Source organism: Sedimentitalea arenosa, from assembly GCF_016428585.1.
GTDB classification, from domain to species: Bacteria; Pseudomonadota; Alphaproteobacteria; order Rhodobacterales; family Rhodobacteraceae; genus Sedimentitalea; species Sedimentitalea arenosa.
Genome location: NZ_JAELVR010000013.1, coordinates 35,241 through 56,929 on the forward strand (window position 1 = coordinate 35,241; position 21,689 = coordinate 56,929).

At 65.4% G+C, this 21,689-nt stretch carries 23 protein-coding genes; 16 read left to right on the top strand and 7 right to left on the bottom strand.

Annotated elements, in window-relative coordinates; genetic code table 11:
- The first annotated feature begins 58 nt into the window (after positions 1–58).
- The 5 genes from JF290_RS17660 to JF290_RS17680 all read left to right on the top strand — a co-directional run bounded on the left by JF290_RS17660 (position 59) and on the right by JF290_RS17680 (position 4,355).
- A complete protein-coding gene (locus tag JF290_RS17660) occupies positions 59–520 on the top strand; it encodes a peroxiredoxin (protein ID WP_199026228.1) in 462 nt (153 codons plus the stop codon).
- A 211-nt stretch (positions 521–731) separates the two neighbouring features.
- Positions 732–1,376: a DUF6778 family protein gene (locus tag JF290_RS17665; protein ID WP_199026229.1), complete on the top strand. Its 645-nt coding sequence runs from the start codon at positions 732–734 to the stop codon at positions 1,374–1,376.
- Positions 1,377–1,472: 96 nt separating this feature from the next.
- A complete protein-coding gene (locus JF290_RS17670; protein WP_199026230.1) occupies positions 1,473–2,306 on the top strand; it encodes a ferritin-like domain-containing protein in 834 nt (277 codons plus the stop codon).
- A gap of 188 nt (positions 2,307–2,494) precedes the next feature.
- The gene (locus tag JF290_RS17675; RefSeq protein WP_199026231.1) at positions 2,495–3,868 is read left to right on the top strand and encodes a DUF5930 domain-containing protein; all 1,374 of its coding nucleotides are present in this window, start codon (positions 2,495–2,497) and stop codon (positions 3,866–3,868) included.
- Entirely contained in the window at positions 3,816–4,355 is a 540-nt protein-coding gene (locus JF290_RS17680) for a bactofilin family protein (RefSeq protein ID WP_199026232.1), read from the top strand. Before JF290_RS17675 ends, JF290_RS17680 begins: the two co-directional genes overlap by 53 nt.
- 84 nt (positions 4,356–4,439) lie before the next feature.
- Here the strand turns inward: JF290_RS17680 and JF290_RS17685 are convergent, their stop codons facing one another.
- Together JF290_RS17685 and JF290_RS17690 are read right to left on the bottom strand one after the other, a co-directional pair.
- A complete protein-coding gene (locus JF290_RS17685) occupies positions 4,440–4,988 on the bottom strand; it encodes a peptidylprolyl isomerase (RefSeq protein WP_199026233.1) in 549 nt (182 codons plus the stop codon).
- Positions 4,981–5,487, bottom strand: coding sequence for a peptidylprolyl isomerase (locus tag JF290_RS17690; RefSeq protein WP_199026234.1), 507 nt, complete (start codon positions 5,485–5,487; stop codon positions 4,981–4,983). The genes JF290_RS17685 and JF290_RS17690 overlap by 8 nt, the downstream gene beginning before the upstream one ends.
- A 134-nt stretch (positions 5,488–5,621) precedes the next feature.
- Here JF290_RS17690 and JF290_RS17695 point away from each other — a divergent pair, with 134 nt between their 5' ends.
- From JF290_RS17695 to JF290_RS17720, 6 genes are all read left to right on the top strand, one after another.
- The gene (locus JF290_RS17695; RefSeq protein WP_199026235.1) at positions 5,622–6,812 is read left to right on the top strand and encodes a phosphoglycerate kinase; all 1,191 of its coding nucleotides are present in this window, start codon (positions 5,622–5,624) and stop codon (positions 6,810–6,812) included.
- Between the two features lie 119 nt (positions 6,813–6,931).
- The gene (locus JF290_RS17700) at positions 6,932–7,825 is read left to right on the top strand and encodes a fructose bisphosphate aldolase (RefSeq protein WP_199026236.1); all 894 of its coding nucleotides are present in this window, start codon (positions 6,932–6,934) and stop codon (positions 7,823–7,825) included.
- 100 nt (positions 7,826–7,925) lie between these two features.
- The gene (locus JF290_RS17705; RefSeq protein WP_199026237.1) at positions 7,926–8,225 is read left to right on the top strand and encodes an FtsB family cell division protein; all 300 of its coding nucleotides are present in this window, start codon (positions 7,926–7,928) and stop codon (positions 8,223–8,225) included.
- 90 nt (positions 8,226–8,315) lie between these two features.
- On the top strand, positions 8,316–9,326 hold the full coding sequence (pdhA, locus tag JF290_RS17710; RefSeq protein ID WP_199026238.1) for a pyruvate dehydrogenase (acetyl-transferring) E1 component subunit alpha: 1,011 nt from the start codon (positions 8,316–8,318) through the stop codon (positions 9,324–9,326).
- A 12-nt stretch (positions 9,327–9,338) separates the two neighbouring features.
- On the top strand, positions 9,339–10,733 hold the full coding sequence (locus tag JF290_RS17715) for a pyruvate dehydrogenase complex E1 component subunit beta (protein WP_199026239.1): 1,395 nt from the start codon (positions 9,339–9,341) through the stop codon (positions 10,731–10,733).
- A gap of 10 nt (positions 10,734–10,743) precedes the next feature.
- Positions 10,744–12,069: a pyruvate dehydrogenase complex dihydrolipoamide acetyltransferase gene (locus tag JF290_RS17720; RefSeq protein ID WP_199026240.1), complete on the top strand. Its 1,326-nt coding sequence runs from the start codon at positions 10,744–10,746 to the stop codon at positions 12,067–12,069.
- A gap of 33 nt (positions 12,070–12,102) precedes the next feature.
- Here the strand turns inward: JF290_RS17720 and cysE are convergent, their stop codons facing one another.
- Positions 12,103–12,915, bottom strand: coding sequence for a serine O-acetyltransferase (gene cysE / locus JF290_RS17725; protein WP_199026241.1), 813 nt, complete (start codon positions 12,913–12,915; stop codon positions 12,103–12,105).
- 456 nt (positions 12,916–13,371) lie between these two features.
- Between cysE and JF290_RS17730 the strand changes: the two genes are divergently transcribed.
- Positions 13,372–14,199, top strand: a complete 828-nt coding sequence (locus JF290_RS17730) for a DUF1194 domain-containing protein (RefSeq protein ID WP_199026242.1) — start codon at positions 13,372–13,374, stop codon at positions 14,197–14,199.
- Between the two features lie 144 nt (positions 14,200–14,343).
- Here the strand turns inward: JF290_RS17730 and JF290_RS17735 are convergent, their stop codons facing one another.
- Positions 14,344–15,567 (bottom strand): cytochrome P450, encoded by a 1,224-nt coding sequence (locus JF290_RS17735; RefSeq protein ID WP_199026243.1) that lies wholly within the window; start codon positions 15,565–15,567, stop codon positions 14,344–14,346.
- A gap of 101 nt (positions 15,568–15,668) precedes the next feature.
- Between JF290_RS17735 and JF290_RS17740 the strand changes: the two genes are divergently transcribed.
- Positions 15,669–16,034, top strand: coding sequence for a TfoX/Sxy family DNA transformation protein (locus tag JF290_RS17740; protein WP_199026244.1), 366 nt, complete (start codon positions 15,669–15,671; stop codon positions 16,032–16,034).
- Here JF290_RS17740 and ndk read toward each other — a convergent pair.
- Positions 16,001–16,423 (bottom strand): nucleoside-diphosphate kinase, encoded by a 423-nt coding sequence (gene ndk, locus JF290_RS17745; RefSeq protein WP_199026245.1) that lies wholly within the window; start codon positions 16,421–16,423, stop codon positions 16,001–16,003. The genes JF290_RS17740 and ndk overlap by 34 nt on opposite strands.
- Positions 16,424–16,562: 139 nt before the next feature.
- Between ndk and JF290_RS17750 the strand changes: the two genes are divergently transcribed.
- From JF290_RS17750 to JF290_RS17760, 3 genes are read left to right on the top strand one after another with little or no spacing between them, the layout of a single operon-like run.
- Positions 16,563–18,407 (top strand): ABC-F family ATP-binding cassette domain-containing protein, encoded by a 1,845-nt coding sequence (locus JF290_RS17750; RefSeq protein WP_199026246.1) that lies wholly within the window; start codon positions 16,563–16,565, stop codon positions 18,405–18,407.
- The gene (locus JF290_RS17755) at positions 18,404–19,024 is read left to right on the top strand and encodes a MarC family protein (protein WP_199026247.1); all 621 of its coding nucleotides are present in this window, start codon (positions 18,404–18,406) and stop codon (positions 19,022–19,024) included. The genes JF290_RS17750 and JF290_RS17755 overlap by 4 nt, the downstream gene beginning before the upstream one ends.
- 51 nt (positions 19,025–19,075) lie before the next feature.
- Entirely contained in the window at positions 19,076–19,657 is a 582-nt protein-coding gene (locus JF290_RS17760) for a retropepsin-like aspartic protease family protein (protein ID WP_199026248.1), read from the top strand.
- On the opposite strand, the gene JF290_RS17765 is transcribed toward JF290_RS17760, so the two are convergent.
- Together JF290_RS17765 and JF290_RS17770 are read right to left on the bottom strand one after the other, a co-directional pair.
- Positions 19,649–20,119 (bottom strand): DNA polymerase III subunit chi, encoded by a 471-nt coding sequence (locus tag JF290_RS17765; RefSeq protein ID WP_199026249.1) that lies wholly within the window; start codon positions 20,117–20,119, stop codon positions 19,649–19,651. The two genes, JF290_RS17760 and JF290_RS17765, sit on opposite strands and share 9 nt — an antisense overlap.
- A gap of 1 nt (position 20,120) precedes the next feature.
- Positions 20,121–21,605, bottom strand: a complete 1,485-nt coding sequence (locus JF290_RS17770; protein WP_199026250.1) for a leucyl aminopeptidase — start codon at positions 21,603–21,605, stop codon at positions 20,121–20,123.
- Between the last annotated feature and the right edge of the window lie 84 nt (positions 21,606–21,689).

Below are 21,689 nucleotides of genomic sequence, written 5' to 3' on the forward strand. Positions count from 1 at the left end.
TCGTCCGGGCGCCCTATTGTGCTCGATGACCTTCACGCGATCAAACGGAGTTGATTCCATGCCCGACGTCAATGACATGGCCCCCGATTTCACCCTGCCCCGCGACGGCGGCGACATGGTCAGCCTGTCGGACCTGCGCGGCCAAGCGGTCGTCCTCTTCTTCTATCCCCGCGATGATACGCCGGGCTGCACGAAGGAATCCATCGGATTTTCCGAAAAGCTCGCCGCCTTCACCGAGGCCGGAGCCACCGTACTCGGCCTCTCCAAGGACAGCGTCGCGAGCCACGAGAAATTCGTCGCCAAGCGCGAACTGTCCACGCCCATGCTGTCGGACGAGAACGGCACCACTTGCGAAGACTACGGCGTCTGGAAGGAAAAGAAGATGTACGGCAAGAGCTTCATGGGCATCGAGCGCAGCACGTTCCTGATCGACCGCGACGGAAAGATCGCGGCGATCTGGCGCAAGGTGAAGGTGCCGGGCCACGTCGACGAGGTGTTGAAGGCCGTGCAGGCACTGTAACGGCGCGACGCCGGATCGGCCGGTCTGAAGGACTTGTTTACCAAAAGCCACTACCAGCGGACCAAATGAGGTCGTGCCCTTGCGCAGGCTTGGATTGACTGCAAGTTGCCGGCATTCTGCGGCATGACCTGCGGTGACCGACACGGAAAGAGGATGATGGGGCGCGATGCACTATTGTGACACAAGGGCAGCCAATGGGCCTGTCGCGGGCTTGCTGCCCACCAGCGCGCGTATCGGTACATGCACTCGACGCATCAGGGTCGTTGCACTACTGGTTCTGCTACCTGCGCTGCTGGCAGCTTGCGGCGGCACGTGGAAGACAGAGTATGGCGACCCGCTCGATCGGGCGGTCACATCAAACTGGCGGGTGAGCCAGGTCAACGTGTCGGTGCCGGAAACGCTGACCGTGTCAGACGAGAACGTCTATTTTCCGCGTGCCGACATCGTGTGGCACGGCGACCCACCGGGCGATCGCCGCGCCCAGGCGCAAAGGATCGTCCGCGACTCCGCGCGCACGGCAACCGCCCCGATGCGGGGCGGCCGGCCGGTCGCAATGAACCTGACAGTGCGCGAATTCCACGGCATTTCACCCATCACGCTCGCGAAAGCGCCATCGGCTGTCTACAACATGGCGTTCGACGCGCAGATCGTCGACGCGCGCACCGGTGCTGCCCTGACGCCGCCGACCCAGATCCATGCCGATGTTCCGGCCCTTGTCGGCGAGGCGGGGATTGCCGCAGCGCAGTTCGGTCCGACGCAGAAGGAACAGGTGACGGGCCACCTTGTTGCGGTCTTCGAGGGGTGGCTCGGGATCGGCCCCGACGTGCGCGGCACCTTCAGCAGCTTCGGCCGCTGAACGAATCGCCCGGCGTCGCCCAAGGACGACACCGGGCTTCTCAGCCTCACGCGATCCGCGGACCGGTACCGCAGATCCCATGCCGAAAGGTTTGTCATGCCCCGGACACTCTCAGACATGGCGGTCGAAGTTCTGACAACCGCGGAGGGCAGGCAAAAGACAGCACTCTCGCGCAGACACGCCGCCGCATGGTTCGCCGCGCGGCGGGGCGACGCCGCCGCGATCGAGATCGGACGGGCTGACCCGCCGCTGCACCCGGCACGCCCCGCCGCCCCACAATTGCTCTCACCCCGCGACGTGCCGCGCCGACGCCCGGGCAGCCCGGCAGGCCGCATCGCGCTGCTGCATGCCGTCGCGCATATCGAACTCAACGCCGTCGATCTGCACTGGGACATCATCGCGCGGTTTGCGGAAATACCCATGCCGATGGGCTTCTATGACGACTGGGTCAAGGCCGCAGACGAGGAGAGCAAGCATTTCAACCTGATGTGCGATTGCCTCGAGGAGCTTGGCAGCCACTACGGCGCCCTGCCCGCCCATGCCGGAATGTGGCGCGCGGCCGAAGACACGGCCGAGGATATCATGGGACGGCTGGCCGTGGTGCCGATGGTGCTGGAGGCGCGCGGGCTCGACGTCACGCCCGGCATGATCGACGTGTTTCGCAAGGCCGGCCTGACCTCGCCGGTGGCCGCGCTGGAAACGATCTATGCCGAGGAGGTGAGCCATGTCGCCTATGGCTCCAAATGGTTCCACTTCCTCTGTGGGCGGCACGAGCTCGACCCCAAGGAGGTATTTCACACCCTGGTGCGACGCTACTTTCACAGCACGCTGAAGCCGCCCTTCAACGAGGAAAAGCGCGCCGAGGCCGGCCTGCCGCCGGATTTCTACTGGCCTCTGACCGAAAATGAGGCAGACGCCAACCCGGCGTGAACCGCCGATCCCCGCTGAAAAAGCCCCTGCAAATCGGCGGTTTCTTGCCAGTTTGCGGCGTTTCGTCCCGCCTCCGGCCAAATCCGGCCCGATCGGCTTGCCCGAAGTTTGAGCGCCGACTATGCAGCTTCGGAGCGGATGGAAAGCCACGTGCTTTCGCCGCGAGGGGGATGGACAAGGAACGGCGCGTGCGCACACGCTTGGCAATAAAAACCCATGCGATCTTGGAGAGCATCTTTCCGGAACGCAGACTCTTCCTGAAATCCGACACCGACACGCGGTTCATCCGACTGCGACCCTCGACGCAGCTCGTGGCCTTCACGGGCACCGCCGTCGTCGTCGCCTGGGCGATCGTGGCGACCGCCATCCTGCTGATGGACGGGATCGGCGCGGGCAATTTCCGCGAGCAGGCCCGCCGGGACCAGGTCGCCTACCAGGAACGGCTGAACGAATTGTCCCGCGAACGCGATGCGCGGGCGGACGAGGCGCTGGCCGCGCAGGAACGTTTCAACGCGGCGCTGTTGCAGATTTCGGCCATGCAGTCCGAATTGCTGCAATCCGAAACCCGCCGGCACGAGCTGGAGACGGGCATAGAGGTGATCCAGAGCACGCTGCGCGACACGATGAAGGACAACAAGAATGTTCGCGCCCAGATCGTCGCCCTGCAGGAACAGATCGACCCGTCGACTGATACCCGCATGGCTGACGCCGGGTCGCCCGTGCCGATGACCTTCATGGCGGATGCGCTGTCGCGCACCGCCGAGGAGCGCGACCAGATTCTCGCCGACGCGCAGGCGGCGCTGCACAGCGCCGAGGAACTGGAACACGAACTCAAGCTGGTCAACGAGCGCAACGACGAGATTTTCCGCCAGCTCGAAGAGGCGATGACGATTTCGGTCCAACCGCTGGACAAGATGTTCCGCAGCGCCGGTATGCCGACCGATTCGATCCTCGAACAGGTGCGCCGGGGCTATAGCGGCCAGGGCGGCCCCCTGACCCCGCTCAGCTTCACCACGCGGGGCGAGGACGATCCGTCGCCGGACGAACTGCGCGCCAACCGCATCCTCAGCCAGATGGACCTGTTGAACATGTACCGCATCGCCGCCGAACGCGCGCCGTTCGCCAGCCCGGTCAAATCGGCGGTCCGATACACCAGCAGCTTCGGCTACCGGCGCGACCCCAAGACCGGCGGACGCCGGATGCACAATGGCGCGGATTTCGCCGGTCGTCCCGGCACCAATATCTATGCCACCGCGGACGGGGTCGTCACCTTCGCCGGTTGGCAATCCGGCTTCGGGCGCCTGGTCCGGATCCAGCACGACTTCGGGATCGAAACCTACTATGCGCACAATTCGCGCATTCGGGTGAAGAAGGGCCAAAGGGTCTCGCGCGGGGATCACATCTCTGATATGGGGAGCACCGGACGGGTTACCGGAACCCACCTTCATTACGAAGTCCGGGTCAACGGAAAACCTGTTAATCCCATGATCTACATCAAGGCTGCCAGAAATGTTTTCGAAGAGCAAAATCAACGAGCCAGCGTCCAAAACAACGACAGATGACGCTAAGCCCACGGCGACAGGCGCACCCTCGGCCCCGGTATCCGGCGACTACAAACCCAGCGCACCCAAGCCAAAGCCGCCCGCGTCGACCCTGTCGGCAGACCTGCACATCACCGGCAACATCAAGACCAGCGGCGACATCCAGGTCGAAGGCACGGTCGAAGGCGATATCCGCGCCCACCTGCTGACGATCGGCGAGAGCGCGACGATCAAGGGCGAAGTGACGGCCGATGACGTGGTGATCAATGGGCGAATCGTTGGACGCGTGCGCGGCCTGAAGGTGCGCCTGACCTCGACCGCGCGGGTCGAAGGCGACATCATCCACAAGACCATCGCGATCGAGAGCGGCGCCCATTTCGAAGGCTCGGTGCAGCGCCAGGACGATCCGTTGAACCCCGGCCGCAGCGGCAAGTCGCCCGGCGCGAATCCGGCAGCCACCGGCGGGAACCAGGCAGCGCCCGCTTCCAAGACAGACGCGGTCGGCTGATCGATCAGACCAAGCGCGGTCCGAACAACAAAGGGCGTCCCCGGTCAGCCGGGGACGCCCTTTTCCTTTGAGTGACCGGCCGCGTCAGTCCGTGACCGTCACCGAGGTCATCACGTCGGGTTGTCCGATGACGGCCCCGTTGCGCCCCTCGCCGCGCTTGATCGCGTCGACCACGTCCATGCCATCGGTCACGCGGCCGACGACCGTGTAGTCGCCGTTCAGGAAATGGCCGGCATCGAACATGATGAAGAACTGGCTGTTCGCACTGTCGGGACTCTGGGCGCGCGCCATGCCGACGACGCCGCGGTCGAACGGCACATCCGAGAATTCCGCCGCGAGGTTCGGCTTGTCCGAACCGCCCATCCCGGCACGGCGCATGTCGCCGCCCATCTTGCCGAACTGGACATCGCCGGTCTGCGCCATGAAGCCGTCGATCACGCGGTGAAACACCACCCCGTCATAAGCGCCTTCCTCGGCAAGTTCGGAAATCCGGGCCACGTGGCCCGGAGCCACCTCTTCCAGCAGGTCGATGGTGACGGTGCCATTGGCCCCCTCGCCTTCGATCTGGATCTGCAATTCGGTGGCGAGCACCGGGCTCGCCAGAAGCGCGAAGGCGCAGGCCAGCTTACGCATCGGCGGCCACCTTGACGCTGATCATCCGGTCGGGTGCCGCTGGCGGCTCGCCGCGCGCGATGGCGTCGACATGTTCCATCCCCGACAGAACGCGACCGTAAACGGTGTATTGCCCGTTCAGGAAATCATTGTCCTTGAAATTGATGAAGAACTGCGAATTCGCGCTGTTTGGGTTGGACGACCGCGCGGCGCCCAGCGTGCCGCGGCTGTGCGGCAGCTTCGAGAACTCGGCCGGAAGGTCGTCCATGTCCGACCCGCCGGTTCCGGCCATGCGGATGTTGAACCCGTCTTCCATGTTGCCGTGCTGCACGTCCCCGGTCTGCGCCATGAAGCCGTCGATCACGCGGTGAAAGCACACGTTGTCATAGGCTCCGGCACGGGCAAGGTCCTTCATCCGCTGCGTGTGCAGGGGCGCCACCTCGGCCAGAAGTTCGATCACCACGGTGCCGTCCTTCAGTTCCATCAGAATGGTGTTTTCGGGGTCTTTGATCTCGGCCATCTGGCTCTCCTGTCGTATTGAATTGCCGCGATACCTAAGCCGCGGGGCGACGAATGCCAAGTGAGGCATTGACGATGGGCGGATTTGCGGGAAAAAGCGGCACAAAAGGTATTTTGGGACGAGGGATTTTCAGGATGGCGTGGAACAGACTGGACGACATGGACCTGTCCGGAAAACGGGTTCTCGTGCGCGTCGACATCAACGTTCCGATGGACGACGGCGAAGTCACCGACGACACGCGGATCAGACGGCTCAAGCCGACGCTTGACCACATCCTGGCCATGGGCGGCAAACCGATCCTGTTGGCCCATTTCGGCCGCCCCAAGGGACAGCATGTGCCGGACATGTCACTGCGCCCGCTGGTGCCGGCGCTCGAATCCGCCTTCGGCGTGCCGGTCGCCTTCTGCGCCGACAGCCGCGGCCCCGCCGCCGAAGCCGCCGTCGCCGGGCTCGCCGAGGGCCAGATCCTGCTGCTCGAGAACACCCGGTTCCATCCCGGGGAAGAAAAGAACGATGCAACGCTGGCCGCCGAGTTCGCGGCACTGGGCGACGTCTATTGCAACGATGCCTTCTCCTGCTCGCACCGGGCACACGCTTCGACCGAAGCCATCGCGCACCTCCTGCCCTCCTGTGCCGGTCGCCTGATGGAAGCCGAACTGACGGCGCTCGAAGCGGCGCTCTCGCGTCCCGAACGCCCGCTCGCGGCGCTGGTCGGCGGCGCCAAGGTCTCGACCAAGCTGACGCTGCTGGGCAACCTGGTGGAAAAGGTCGATCATCTCGTCATCGGCGGCGGCATGGCCAACACCTTCCTCGCGGCGCAGGGCCACGACGTCGGCACGTCGCTTTGCGAGCACGACATGGCCGACACCGCGCGCGAAATCCTCGATCAGGCGCGCGAGGCGGGCTGCGCGATCCTGCTGCCGTCGGATGTGGTCGTGGCGCGCGAGTTCCGCGCCGGTGCCGAGAACGAGGTCGTGACCGCCGACAATTGCCCCTCCGACGCCATGATCCTCGACGCCGGCCCCGAGACCGTTTCGCGCATCAACGCCGTGCTTCAGACCGTGCGCACCCTGATCTGGAACGGCCCGCTTGGCGCCTTCGAACTTCCGCCCTTCGATGCAGCCACGGTCGCGGCGGCGCGCAAGGCGGGCGCTCTCACGGGCGAAGGCCAGCTGGTCAGCGTTGCCGGCGGTGGTGACACGGTGGCAGCGCTGAACCACGCCGGCGTGGCACAGGATTTCACCTATGTCTCGACGGCAGGCGGCGCGTTTCTGGAATGGATGGAAGGCAAGGTCCTGCCCGGCGTCGCCGCGCTCGAGCGCTGACCGGACCGGCGTCGACTTGCTAGCGCAAACAGACTCCATGACCATTGAAACACCCCTGACCCTGGCCTAATCAGGTCCGGAAATCGACCCATGCCCGCGCAGCCACAGGAAGCAAACCCATGTCCAAAGAAATCCAGACCAAGCAGATGACCACGGGCAGCGGATTTGTCGCGGCATTGGACCAGAGCGGCGGATCGACCCCCAAGGCGCTCAAGCTCTACGGCGTGGAAGAAGACGCCTATGGCAACGAAACCGAGATGTTCGATCTGATCCACCAGATGCGCGCCCGGATCATCAAGTCGCCGGCCTTCACCGGTGACAGCATCGTCGGCGCGATCCTGTTCGAACAGACCATGGATCGCGAGATCGACGGCACGCCCACCGCGCAGTACCTTTGGGAGACCCGCGGCGTGGTTCCGTTCCTCAAGATCGACAAGGGCCTCGCCGATGAGAAGGACGGCGTGCGCCTCATGAAACCGATGCCCGATCTCGACGCGCTGCTGGCGCGCGCGGTGCAGGCCGGAATCTTTGGCACCAAGATGCGCTCGGTAATCGATGCCGCGTCGCCCGGCGGCATCGCGGCCATCGTCTCCCAGCAGTTCGAAGTGGCGCGCAAGGTGCTGGCGCATGGCTTGGTGCCGATCATCGAACCCGAGGTCACCATCAGCATCGCCGACAAGGCCGAAGCCGAAGATCTCTTGCGCGACGAGATCGCCCGCCATCTCGACGCCCTGCCCGAAGACGTGCAGGTGATGCTCAAGCTGACCCTGCCGGAAACGCCGAACCAGTACGCCCCGCTGGTCGATCACCCCCGGGTGATGCGCGTCGTCGCGCTCTCCGGCGGGTACAGCCGCGACGAAGCCAACGCGCGCCTGGCGCAGAACCGGGGCATCATCGCCTCCTTCTCGCGCGCCCTGACCGAAGGCCTGAGTGCCGACCAGAGCGACGAGGCGTTCGACCGGACCCTGGCCGAGACGATCGAAAGCATCCGCTCCGCTTCGGTCGCCGGCTGAAACCCTTCGCTCCCCGAAAACGGGGGATTCACAAGGCGAATCACCTGTGCCATAGTGCGGTCAGACACCCGCCAAAAGGGTGCATGTGAGGCAGCAGATCGTGACCCGTTCGACCCGACCCGGCTTTGGAGCGCTGATCTATTTCGCGATCACCTTCGCGCTCGGTGCCTATTTCACCTTCGCCGCCGTGCAGGGAGATTACGGCCTGTTCCGGCGGGTCGAGATCACGGCCGAGACCGACGCGCTTCGCCAGACGCTCGGCCAGTTGCAGATCGAAATCGCCGCGCTCGAAAACCTGACTCGGCGGCTGTCCGACGAGTATCTCGATCTCGACCTGCTCGACGAGCAGGCCCGCTCGGTGCTCGGCCTGCTGCGCCCGGATGAGCTGGTCATCCGCTGACCGGACCCCGATTTTCACTCGCAACCGGGCGCGATATTCGATATTGATAGTTTAAGGCTAAACTATTCATCCGGACGGGGAGTGACCGCGATGGCAGCGCGCAAGAGTGCGAAGAAACCGAACGTGTCGGCGGACGAACTCAAGACCTATTACCGCGAGATGCTTCTGATCCGCCGCTTCGAGGAAAAAGCCGGCCAGCTCTACGGCATGGGACTGATCGGCGGCTTCTGCCACCTCTACATCGGGCAGGAAGCGGTCGTGGTCGGGCTCGAAGCCGCCGCCGAAGAGGGCGACAAGCGGATCACGTCCTATCGCGATCACGGCCACATGCTCGCCTGTGGCATGGACCCGAACGGTGTCATGGCCGAACTCACCGGGCGCGAGGGCGGCTATTCCAAGGGCAAGGGCGGCTCCATGCACATGTTCTCCAAGGAAAAGGATTTCTATGGCGGGCATGGCATCGTGGCGGCCCAGGTGCCGCTGGGCGCGGGGCTCGCCTTCTCGGACAAGTACAAGGGCAACGACCGGGTGACCTTCACCTATTTCGGCGACGGTGCAGCGAATCAGGGCCAGGTCTATGAAAGCTTCAACATGGCCGCCCTCTGGGCATTGCCGGTCATCTTCGTGATCGAGAACAACCAGTATGCCATGGGCACGGCGCAACAGCGCTCGACCTCCTCGCCCGACATCTATCACCGGGGCGAGGCCTTCGGGATTCCCGGCGAGATGGTCGACGGAATGAACGTGCTGGCGGTCAAGGAGGCCGGCGAGAAAGCCGTGGCCCACTGCCGCGCCGGCAAGGGCCCCTACATCCTGGAAATCAAGACCTACCGCTACCGCGGTCATTCGATGTCGGACCCCGCCAAGTATCGCACCCGCGAGGAGGTGCAGAAGATGCGCGAGGAACGCGATCCGATCGAACAGGTGCGCGGCCTGTTGTTGACCGGCGAGCACGCCAGCGAGGACGACCTCAAGGCGATCGACAAGGAGATCAAGCAGATCGTCAACGCCGCGGCAGACTTCGCCAAGGACAGCCCGGAACCGGCGCTGGACGAATTGTGGACAGACATCACCGCCGAAACGGCGCCGCAGACCGCATGAGGGGCTGAACCGATGGCAACCGAAATCCTGATGCCCGCCCTGTCCCCGACGATGGAAGAGGGCACGCTGGCAAAATGGCTGGTCAAGGAGGGCGACAGCGTGTCCTCCGGCGATATCCTGGCCGAGATCGAAACCGACAAGGCCACGATGGAATTCGAGGCGGTGGACGAAGGCACCATCGGAAAGCTGCTCATCGCCGAGGGCACCGAGGGCGTGAAGGTCAACACCGCCATCGCGCTGCTGCTGGAAGACGGCGAGTCGGCGGACGACCTGCCGGAGGCCGCGCCCGCGGCCGACGCGGGCAAGGAGGCGGCCGCCGATGGCGGCTCCGACGCGCCCGCTCCTGCTCCGAAAGCCAGGGAAACCGATCCGGGCGACCATGCGGAACCGGAGGCGCCCGAACCTGACTGGCCCGACGGCACCAAGCTGAAACAGCAGACCGTCCGCGAAGCCCTGCGCGACGCCATGGCCGAGGAAATGCGCGCCGACGACACCGTCTTCCTGATGGGCGAGGAAGTCGCCGAGTACCAGGGCGCCTACAAGATCAGCCAGGGCCTTCTCGACGAGTTCGGCGCCAAGCGCGTCATCGACACCCCGATCACCGAACATGGCTTCACCGGCATCGCGGTCGGTGCGGCCTTTGGCGGGCTCCGTCCGATCGTCGAATTCATGACCTTCAACTTCGCCATGCAGGCGATGGACCAGATCATCAACTCCGCCGCCAAGACGCTCTACATGTCCGGCGGCCAGATGGGCGCTCCGATGGTGTTCCGCGGTCCCAACGGTGCCGCCGCCCGCGTCGCCGCCCAGCACAGCCAGGACTTCGCCGCCTGGTTCATGCAGATCCCCGGCCTCAAGGTGGCGATGCCCTTCTCCGCCTCCGACGCCAAGGGCCTGCTGAAGACCGCGATCCGCGATCCCAACCCGGTGATCTTCCTGGAAAACGAAATCCTGTACGGACGCAGCTTCGACGTGCCGGATCTCGACGACTACACCGTGCCCTTCGGCAAGGCCCGCATCTGGCGCGAAGGCGATGACGTGACCATCGTCAGCTTCGGCATCGGCATGAAATACGCGCTCGAAGCCGCCGAAAAGCTGGCCCAGGACGGCATCGACGCCGAAGTTCTCGACCTGCGCACCCTGCGCCCGATGGACACCGACGCGATCATCCGCTCCGTCAAGAAGACCAACCGCTGCGTCACCGTCGAGGAGGGTTGGCCACAGGGCTCGGTCGGCAGCTACATCAGTTCGGTCCTGATGCAGCAGGCCTTCGACTACCTCGACGCGCCGGTCATCACCTGCACCGGAAAGGACGTGCCCATGCCCTATGCCGCAAATCTCGAAAAGCACGCGCTGGTCACCACCGAGGAGGTGATCGAAGCCGTCAAGCAAGTGACCTACAGCTGAGGAACGCGCCATGCCCACGGAAATCCTGATGCCGGCCCTCTCTCCCACGATGGAGGAAGGCACGCTCGCGAAATGGCTGGTCAAGGAAGGCGACACCGTGTCCTCGGGCGACCTTCTCGCCGAGATCGAAACCGACAAGGCGACGATGGAATTCGAAGCGGTGGACGAAGGCACCATCGGCAAGCTGCTGATCGCCGAGGGCACCGAGGGCGTGAAGGTCAACACCGCCATCGCGCTGTTGCTGGAAGACGGCGAATCCGCCGATGACCTGAGCGCGCCCGCGACGGAAAAGCGCGGGGAGGCCGCGCCCGCGGCCGACGCGGGCAAGGAGGCGGCCGCCGATGGCGGCTCCGACGCGCCCGCAAGCAAGGCACCCGCCGCGCCCAAGGACTCCGACGGCGACCGGATCTTTGCCTCTCCCCTCGCGCGCCGCATCGCCGCCGACAAGGGGCTCGATCTCGCGCAGATCAAGGGCAGCGGCCCGCGTGGACGCATCGTCAAGGCCGACGTGCTCGGCGCCGAAGCGACGCCGGCAGACACCAAACCCGACAGCAAGCCCGCGTCCGGCACCTCTGCGGAACCGGCCACGCCAGCGGCGAAACCCGCGCCGTCCGCGGACGCGGTAAAACGCATCTACGAGGACCGCGCCCACACGGAAATCCCGCTGGACGGCATGCGCAAGACCATCGCCGCCCGGCTGACCGAAGCCAAGCAATCCATCCCGCATTTCTATCTGCGGCGCGACATCCGTCTCGACGAGCTGCTGGCCTTCCGCGCCGATCTGAACGCAAAACTGGACTCGCGCGGCGTCAAGCTCTCGGTCAACGATTTCATCATCAAGGCCTGCGCGCTGGCTCTGCAATCGGTGCCCGACGCCAACGCCGTCTGGGCCGGCGACCGGATTCTGCGCCTCAAGCCCTCGGACGTCGCGGTCGCGGTCGCCATCGAGGGGGGGCTCTTCACACCGGTCCTGAAGGATGCCGAAACGAAATCGCTCTCGGCCCTCTCCTCCGAGATGAAGGATCTCGCCGCCCGTGCCCGGGACCGCAAACTGGCCCCGCATGAATACCAGGGCGGCAGCTTCGCGATCTCCAATCTCGGCATGTTCGGCATCGACAGCTTCGATGCGGTGATCAACCCGCCCCACGGCGCCATTCTCGCCGTCGGTGCAGGGGTGAAGAAGCCGGTCGTGCAGGCGAACGGTGCGCTCGGGGTCGGCACGGTCATGACGGCCACCCTGTCGGTCGATCACCGGGTCATCGACGGCGCCCTCGGTGCGCAGCTTCTTCAGGCTATCGTCGACAACCTGGAAAACCCGATGGTGATGCTCGCCTGAACCGGCCCGCCCCGGCAGTGCCGGGGCCGCCGCTCAACTTCCGCCGCAGGGAAAGAACTGGTCCATGTTGACCGAGGGCTGATCGCAGCCCGCCTCGCCGACGATCTTGGCCGGCACGCCGGCTACCGTCTTGCAGGGCGGCACGTCCGACAGCACCACCGACCCGGCGGCGATACGGCTGCAATGGCCGATGCGGATGTTACCCAGAACCTTGGCCCCGGCTCCGATCAGAACACCATCCTCGATCTTCGGATGGCGGTCCTCCTCTTCCTTGCCCGTCCCGCCCAGGGTCACGGAATGCAGCATCGACACGTTGTCCCCCACCACGGCGGTCTCGCCGATCACGATGGAATGGGCATGGTCGATCATGATGCCGCGCCCGATCCGGGCGGCCGGGTGAATGTCGATCCCGAAGATCTCGGACACCCGCATCTGGAAGAAATAGGCCAGGTCGTGCTGCCCGTTGGTCCAGAGCCAATGCCCGACCCGATAGGCCTGCATCGCCTGGTAGCCCTTGAAATAGAGGATCGGCTGCAGCAGCCGGTGGCAGGCAGGGTCGCGCTCGTAGACCGCGACCAGATCCGCACGCGCCGCATCGACAAGCTCGGGACTCTCCTCATAGGCCTGGTCCGCGATCTCGCGCAGGATCACCATCGACATCTCGTTGGACGACAGCTTGGCCGCGATCCTGTAGGACAGCGCCCTCTCGAGCGTCTTGTGATGCAGGATGCAGGCGTGAATCAATCCGCCCATCAGGGGTTCGTTGCGCACCGCCTCGCGCGCTTCCGAGGTGATCCGCTCCCAAGCCGGGTCGACCTGTGAAATCTGTCTGCTGACCTGTGCCATGGCATGCCATCCTTCCTTGCATCCAAGCTAGGACCCTACACCGGGAAAGGCCAATCGCAAAGCCGTTAACTCCCGAACCTCCGCAAGGCACATCATCGGCCACGCGTCCGAACCTTGTCCCGAAACGCCCGGCAACGACCAAAGCAGACCATTCCGCCGGAAGACGAAAGGTGAGTCATCGCACCGTCCGCGCCGACTCGCTCGATCAGGGCCGGCACGGCGGCCCTTGCGAGCGCGCTGCGAGAACCGGCCCAGACCGGCATCAACCCATGGTTGCCAGCCACCGCCGCAACGTGTGAAAAGCACGCAAAATCAGCTCTGCCAGCCCCGGCCAAGCGAGAAATCGCTTAACGTGAGTTAACTTTTCGTTTACCGTTTCGAGTATCGGGGGCGACCTGCATTTGATGCGCCCGCTGCTTTTCTATTTGGGCAAATGGCACAAATCGTAACGCGCCCTTGAAGACTGAAAGTATTTTCAAATGGTTGAAAGGGATAGATATGTCGACCAGTAAACTACAACACGCTCTAGCCGCCGCAGTGATCGGCGTCGCCGGGGTTGCCGGCAGCGCCCACGCAGCGACCGTCGACACGGTCTTGTCGCTCGTCATCGACGTTTCGGGCAGTATCGACGGGACCGAATACACCACCCAGATGAAAGGCTATGCCGAAGCCTTCCGCGACACATCGATCCAGAACGGCATCCTCGACATGGGTGGTGGTGACGTCGGCAAGATCGCTGTGAACGTTGTGCAGTTCGGCACCAGCGCTTCCGAAGTCATCGGGTTCACCATTCTTGATTCGATCATGAAGATCAACGATTTCGCGACCGCTCTCGAAGGCCAATCACGGGTCGAAGGTGGCAGCACCGACATCGCCGAAGGCATCGATGTCGCCGCTCAGACCATCGCGTCGTGGCTGAATACGGCAGGCAACGCCGCTACACGCCGCGTGATCGACGTCTCCGGCGACGGTACTGACAACACTGGTGGCAGCGTCACAGTTGCACGTAACGCTGCTTGCCCGCCCAACGTGATCAACGGCATCACGGTTGGTGGTGGGGCATCGCTTCTGAACTACTACCAGAACAGCGTTCAGTGTGGCACGGGCAGCTTCTCTCTTGCCGCGGCGGACTTCGACGACTTCGGTAACGTCGTGAAGACCAAGCTTCGCGCCGAGATCACTGGCGAGCCGCCCACCGTTCCGCTGCCGGCGTCCGCCGTGCTGCTGCTGGCCGGTCTGGGCGGGTTTGCCGCCTTCAAGCGCAAGCCGTCCAAGAAGAGCTGAACCGCTCTTTCATGATCTGACGGAAACGCCCCCTGGTATCGCAGGGGGCGTTTTTCGTTCGCGCACGGGGCTGGATTTCAATCCGCATGCCGACTGTCGAGAACGGACACAGCGGCGCCCGCGGCCTGCACGAAAACGGATGGGTCAGCCCAGGTCCGCCGGCAGACACGCATAGCCTCGAAACCGCATGCGGCCGCCCCCGACGCGTACTTCGGCCAGCCGATAGTCCGGATAGCGCGCGAGGAACCGGCCAATGGCGACGCGCGCTTCCATGCGCGCCAGCGTTAACCCGATGCACACATGCGGCCCGCCGGCAAAAGCCAGGTGCCGATTGGGTTTGCGCGTGATATCAAAATGCTGCGGGTCATCGAAGACCTCGGGATCCCGGTTCGCGGCACCGATGCAGAGATGCAGGTTGGTCCCGGCCGGAATGGGAAGGCCCCCGATCTCGACCTCGGCGGAGGTCTCGCGGTTGCCCAGCTGGTTGGGCGAGCGAAAGCGCAGGGTTTCTTCCACCGCCGATGCGATCAGATCGCCGTTTTCCAGTAACATCTTACGCTGTTCCGGGTGATCGTGCAGCAACGCCAGCCCGTTCCCGATCAGGTTGGTCGTGGTCTCATGCCCGGCGTTCAGGATGAAGATGCAGTTCTGGATCAGCTCGGTCTCGCTCAACTGCGCATCCGCGCCCTCGCCCCGGATCAGCCGGGTCAGGACGTCGATATCCGGATCGCCCGGACACGCCCGACGGCGGGCTACAAGGTCCTCCAGATAGGCAGAAAACGCCTCGACCGCCCGGTTGCCCCGCGCCAGCTGCGCCGCGCTCGGCGCGGGCTCCAGCGCGCCTAGGATGGCCAACGACCAGTCCCGCAGCGGCCCGCGCTCGGCGGGCGGTACATCCAGGAGGTTGCCGATGATCTCGATCGGAATCCGCGCCGCGTAATCCTCGATCAGGTCGACCGTGCCGCGGCCCGCCAGCCCGTCGAGCAGCGCGTCGACCGTGGCGATCAGTCCCGGCTCCATCCGCGCGATGGCGCGCGGTGTCAGCGCCGCCGCCATGATCTTGCGGACACGGGTGTGCAAGGGCGGATCGCTGAACACGAGCGAGGTCGTATGATGCAGGTAAAGCGCCGAGTCGACACCGAATTTCGGCGCGAACATCGCCTTCTTGTCCGAGATGAACAGAGTCGTGTCACGATAGACCCGGTCCAGATCGGCATGGCGGCAGAGCAGCACCGACCCGTCCGGCTGCACCAGTACTGGTGCATGGGTCAGCAACGCGTCATAGACCGGGAACGGGTCGTCGACGAAGCCCTCCGGCGGCGCGGCCAGATCGAAACCCCGCGCGATCTGCTCCTCCTCGACCGTCATCCGCGCCTCCCTCTCCGACGCACAGGCTTGCCCGGCGCCGTCCTCAAGTCAACAGACACCGCCGGATGACAGCACGCCGAACAGGCGCTAAACCCGGTCGCATGTCAGAGCCGGTGTCCTCCATCCGCAATCTCGGCCCCGCCTTTCAGGCGGCCTGCACCCGTGCCGGCATCCACTCGGCGGACGAGCTGCGCGCGCTCGGGCCCGATGCGGCATATGCGCGGTTGCTGGCCAGCGGGACCAGGCCGCATTTCATCGGCTATTACGTGCTGGTGATGGGGCTGCAGGGCCGGCCGTGGAACGATTGCAAGGGCAAGGAGAAAGCCGAACTGCGCCAGAGGTTTGACGCCTTGAAGGCCCGCGGACACGACAAGGGCCGCTCCGAATTCGAAGCGGCCCTCGATGCGATCGGGGTGATCGAAAGGCGGCCGGCTCAGCCGACCAGTTCGAGACCCGAGAAGAAATAGGCGATCTCGACCGCGGCGGTTTCCGGCGCGTCCGACCCGTGGACCGAGTTCTCGCCGACGGATTCGGCGAATTCCGCGCGGATCGTGCCGGGAGCGGCGTCGGCGGGGTTGGTCGCGCCCATGATCTCGCGGTTCTTGGTGATCGCGTTCTCGCCTTCCAGCACCTGCACGACGACCGGCTCCGAGGACATGAACTCGCACAGTTCGTCATAGAACGGGCGTTCCGCGTGCACCGCATAGAACACGCCGGCCTGCGCCTTGGTCATGTGGATGCGCTTCTGCGCGATGATGCGCAGGCCCGCCTCTTCGAACTTGGCGTTGATCTTGCCGGTCAGGTTGCGGCGGGTGGCGTCGGGCTTGATGATCGAGAAAGTGCGTTCCAGTGCCATCGGGCGTCTCCTTGTCTGGTGGCGAGGCGCCTGGGCCCCGGCCGATACATATCGCGCGCCGCCTAACATGGGCCGTTGGCATTGAAAAGAGACTTGTGCCGCGATTGACAGCGCAGGATTGCTGCGCCACACCGCGCCCATGTTGCGCATCACCGATATCACCTATGCCGTCGAAGGCCGCCCGCTGTTCGAGAACGCCAGCGCCACGATTCCGACCGGTCACAAGGTCGGCCTGATCGGACGCAACGGCGCCGGCAAGACCACCCTGTTCCGCCTGATCCGGGGCGAGCTGCACCTCGAGGGCGGTTCCATCACCCTGCCCGCCCGCGCCCGCATCGGCGGCGTGGCGCAGGAGGTGCCGGGAAACGAGGTATCGCTGCTCGACACGGTGCTGGCCGCCGATACCGAACGTGCCGATCTGCTGGCCGAGGCCGACACCGCCACCGACCCGGCGCGCATCGCCGAGGTGCAGACGCGGCTGGCCGATATCGACGCCTGGTCCGCCGAGGGGCGCGCCTCGGCCATCCTGCGCGGCCTCGGGTTCGAGGCCGAGGAGCAGCTGATGCCCTGTTCGGCCTTCTCGGGCGGCTGGCGGATGCGCGTGGCGCTGGCCTCGGTGCTCTTCGCGCAGCCCGACCTGCTGCTGCTGGACGAACCGACCAACTATCTCGACCTCGAAGGCGCGCTCTGGCTCGAGAGCTACCTGATGCGCTACCCGCACACGGTCATCATCATCAGCCACGACCGCGAGCTTCTGAACCGCGCCGTCGGCGGCATCCTGCATCTCGAGAACCGTGGCCTGACCTATTACTCGGGCAACTACGACCAGTTCGCCCGCCAGCGCGCCGCCAACCGGGCGGTGCAGGCAGCGGCAGCCAAGAAGCAGGAGGCCCGGCGCGCGCACCTCGAATCCTTCGTCAACCGCTTCAAGGCCAAGGCCAGCAAGGCCAAGCAGGCCCAGAGCCGGATCAAGATGCTCGAGAAGATGGAAACCATCCGCGCACCGGAAGACGCCGCGCGCACGGTCTTCTCCTTTCCCGAGCCCGAGGAACTGTCGCCTCCGATCATCGCCACCGAAGGCGTGCAGGTCGGCTATGGCGACACGGTGGTGCTGCGTAACCTGAACCTGCGCATCGACCAGGACGACCGCATCGCGCTTCTGGGCAAGAACGGCCAGGGCAAGTCGACGCTGGCCAAGCTGCTGTCGGATAGACTGGCGCCGATGGCCGGCAAGATGACCAGTTCCAACAAACTGCGCATCGGCTTCTTTGCCCAACACCAGGTCGAGGAACTGCGCATCGACGAAACCCCGCTGCAACACCTGCTGCGCGAACGCCCCGCCGAGGGGCAGGCGAAGCTGCGCGCCCGGCTCGCAGGCTTCGGCCTTGGCGCCGATCAGGCCGACACCGAGGTCGGCCGCCTATCGGGCGGGCAGAAGGCGCGGCTGTCGCTCTTGCTGGCCACCCTGCCGGCACCGCACCTGCTGATCCTCGACGAGCCCACCAACCACCTCGACATCGAGAGCCGCGAGGCGCTGGTCGAGGCGCTGACCGCCTATTCCGGTGCGGTGATCCTCGTCAGCCACGACATGCACCTTCTGTCGCTGGTGGCCGACCGGCTGTGGCTGGTCAGCGACGGCACGGTGAAACCCTATGACGGCGACCTGCCCTCCTATCGCACCCTGCTTCTGAGCCGGGACAAACCGGCGCCCAAGCCCGAGGCCCCCAAGCCCAAGCGTCCCTCGCGCGATGCGATCCTCGCGCTCAGGGCCGAGGCGCGCAAGGGCGAGGACCGGGTCAAGAAGCTCAACGACATGCGCGACAAGCTGGCCAAGAAACTGGCCGATCCGGCGCTCTATGAAGACGGCAAGAAGGGCGAGGCCGAGGTCTGGCAACGCAAGTATGCCGAGGTGATGGACGGTCTGGACCGCGCCGAAGCGCTCTGGATGAGCGCGCTCGAGAAACTGGAGCAGGCCGAGGCATGATCGTCGACAGCGCCTTCCTCGTCACCGCCTTCGTCACGCTCTTCGTGGTGATCGACCCGATCGGGCTCGCACCGCTGTTCATGGCGATGACACACGGGATGGCCGGCGCACAGCGCCGCGCCATCGGCCTGCGCGCCTGCCTGGTGGCGATCGGCATCCTGACCCTGTTCGCGGCCTTTGGCGAGGCACTGCTGGGCTTCATCGGCATCTCCATGGCCGCGTTCCGCGTCGCCGGGGGCATCCTGCTGTTCCTGACCGCGCTCGACATGCTGTTCGAACGCCGCACCAAGCGGCGCGAAGACCAGACCAGCGACGACGGCCACGACCCGTCCGTCTTTCCGCTCGCCATCCCGCTGATCGCCGGACCAGGCTCGATCGCGACGATGATCCTGCTGGTCGGCCAGAAACCCGGCATCGAAGGCTTCGCCCTCGTGGTCGGCGTCATGGTCTCGGTCGTCGCGCTGGCCTTCCTGCTGTTTCTCGTCAGTGGCATCCTGGCCCGCCTGCTGGGCAAGACCGGCATCAACGTGGTCACCCGGCTCTTCGGCATGCTGCTGGCCGCGCTGGCGGTGCAGTTCGTGCTGGACGGTCTGCGCGAATTCGGCTTCGCCGCCTGAAATCTGGCCGAACCGCGCCTATATCTGCCCCATGACACGGAGAGCGCGCGCATGAGTTCCTTTCAATGGGGCAACCTGATCTACCTGATCCTGCTTCTGGCGATGATCCTGTTCTGGTTCGTGATCCAGAACCGCGGCTCGCTGGGCAAGATGGCGCAGCAGGCGCTGGCCTGGGGGCTGATCTTCGTCGGTGTGATCGCCGCCATCGGCGTCTGGGACGACATCCGCCACACCATGGTGCCGACCCAGGGCGTGCTGACCGAGACCGGCCAGATCGAGGTGCCCCGCGCCCGTGACGGGCACTACTACCTGACCCTCGGAATCAATGGCAAACCGGTCGATTTCCTGGTGGACACCGGCGCGTCGCAGGTCGTGCTGTCGCAGTCCGATGCCGAACGGCTCGGCCTCGTGACGTCCGACCTCGCCTACACGGGGCGCGCCATGACCGCCAATGGCGAAGTGCGCACCGCGCCCGTGCGACTCGACACCGTCGAACTGGGCCCGGTGGTCGACCGCGACGTGCGCGCCTGGGTCAACGAGGGCGAGATGGACAAGTCGCTGCTGGGCATGACCTACCTGCAACGCTGGAGCCGGATCGAGATCGCAGACGGCGCGCTACTGCTGTCACGCTGACGCCGGCCGCTGCGCCTTCATCTCCCAGCGGCCGGATTCCTCGGACCAGTATTGCGCCGGGCAGCCCGCCTCGGCCAGGGTCTTCCACTGGCCGCGCGCGCGCTCCACCGCGGACCCGTCATTGCCGTCGAACAGGATGCAGACCCGCGCCAGCGCGTCGACCTCGCCGCTGGCCACCTCGGCCCCGTCCACCGTCATCAGGCACTCGGGCGCGTTCGCGGCCTCGGGCGTGGTGGTCAGCAGGATCGGCTGGTCGGCGTCATGCGGTCCCCCGGCAAGCCCGTGCGGCAGAAACGCGTCCTCGGGCCCCAGCCAAAGCTGCGCGTCCAGCTCGGCCATGCGCGCGGCGTCGGTGCCGCGCACCGCGACGCGCCACCCGGCCGAACGCGCCTTGCCCAGCAACTGGGGCAAGGTGTGTTCCAGAGGGTGCCGCGTCAGGTGATAGAAATAGGCTTCGCCCATCTCAGCCTTGCTCGAACTTGTCCTGCACCAGCCGGTTCAGCGCCGCCACACCCCAACCCGTCGCCCCCTTGGGCGCGAAATCCGTGTCGCTCTTGACCGAGGCGACACCGGCGATGTCCAGATGGATCCAGGGCGTCTCGTCCTTGACGAACCGCGCAAGGAACTGCGCCGCGGTGATCGATCCCGCCGGACGCCCGCCGGTGTTCTTGATGTCGGCGATGCGCGACTTGATCAGCTCGTCATAGGCCTTGCCCAGCGGCATCCGCCAGGCCCCTTCGCCCTCGGCTTCGGCGGCTTTCAGAAAGGCGTTGCAGAGCGCGTCGTCGTTGGAGAACACGCCGGCATTCTCGTGGCCCAGGCCGATGATGATCGCGCCGGTCAGGGTCGCAAGGTCGATCATGCCCACGGGCTTGAACCGTTCCTGCGCGTACCAGAGCACATCGGCCAGAACCAGCCGCCCCTCGGCGTCGGTGTTGATCACCTCGACCGTCGTGCCCTTCATCGACTTGATCACGTCGCCGGGCCGCGTCGCATTGCCCGAGGGCATGTTCTCGACCAGACCGACCAACCCGACCACGTTGGCCTTGGCCTTGCGCAACGCCAGCGCGCGCATGGTGCCCGCGACGACACCCGCACCGCCCATGTCCATGGTCATGTCTTCCATGCCCGCGGCCGGCTTCAGCGAAATGCCACCGGTGTCGAACACGACGCCCTTGCCGACCAGCGCCAGCGGCGCGTCATCCTTCTGGCCGCCGTTCCACTGCATCACGACCACCTTTGAGGGGCTGTCCGAGCCCTGGCCGACGCACAGCAGCGTCCGCATCCCCAGCTTTTCCAGCTCGTCTTCGTCCAGCACCTCGACTTTTAGTCCCAGCGACGTCATCTCGGCCAGCCGGTCGGCGAACTCGGTCGTGGTCAGCACGTTGGCCGGCTCGTTGACCAGGTCGCGCGTCATGTGCGCGCCCTCCGCCACCGCCAGCAGCGGCGCCGCCGCCGCGGTCATGTCCTCCGGGCTGGTGTGATGGATGACCACGGCGGCCGAGTCGCGATCCTCGGAGTCGTCGTCAGAGGACTTGTAGCGATCGAACCGGTAATCCCGCAGCGCGATGCCCAGCGCGATATTGGCCGCCTCGCGCGTGTTGCCGGCCATCAGAAGCAACGCCTTTGTGCCCTTCAGCTTGGCCAGCGTCGCGCCCGCCTTGCGCGCGTCGACCGGTGTTGCCTTGCGGTCCAGCACCAGCACGTCCAGCGCCTCGGCCGCCATGCCGGCCGGCCAGGCCAGGGTCATCACCTGTCCCGACTTCGCCTTGCCGAACCGCTCGCTCTCGACCAGCCGCGCCACCGCCCCCTTGGTCAGGCGGTTGGCCCGGCGCGCGCCGGGGTCCAGCTTGCCGTCCGGCGTCACCATGATGGCGACACGCCCCTCGGCGGTCGCGATGGCATCCAGATCGGTGGCTTCAAAACGGATCGATGTCGAAAGGCTCATCAATAGGGCTCCCATGTCCTGATTGCGCCCAGAGGTAACGCGCGGGGCGCGGCTTGACCAGACGCCAGTTTTCACCGCATACCG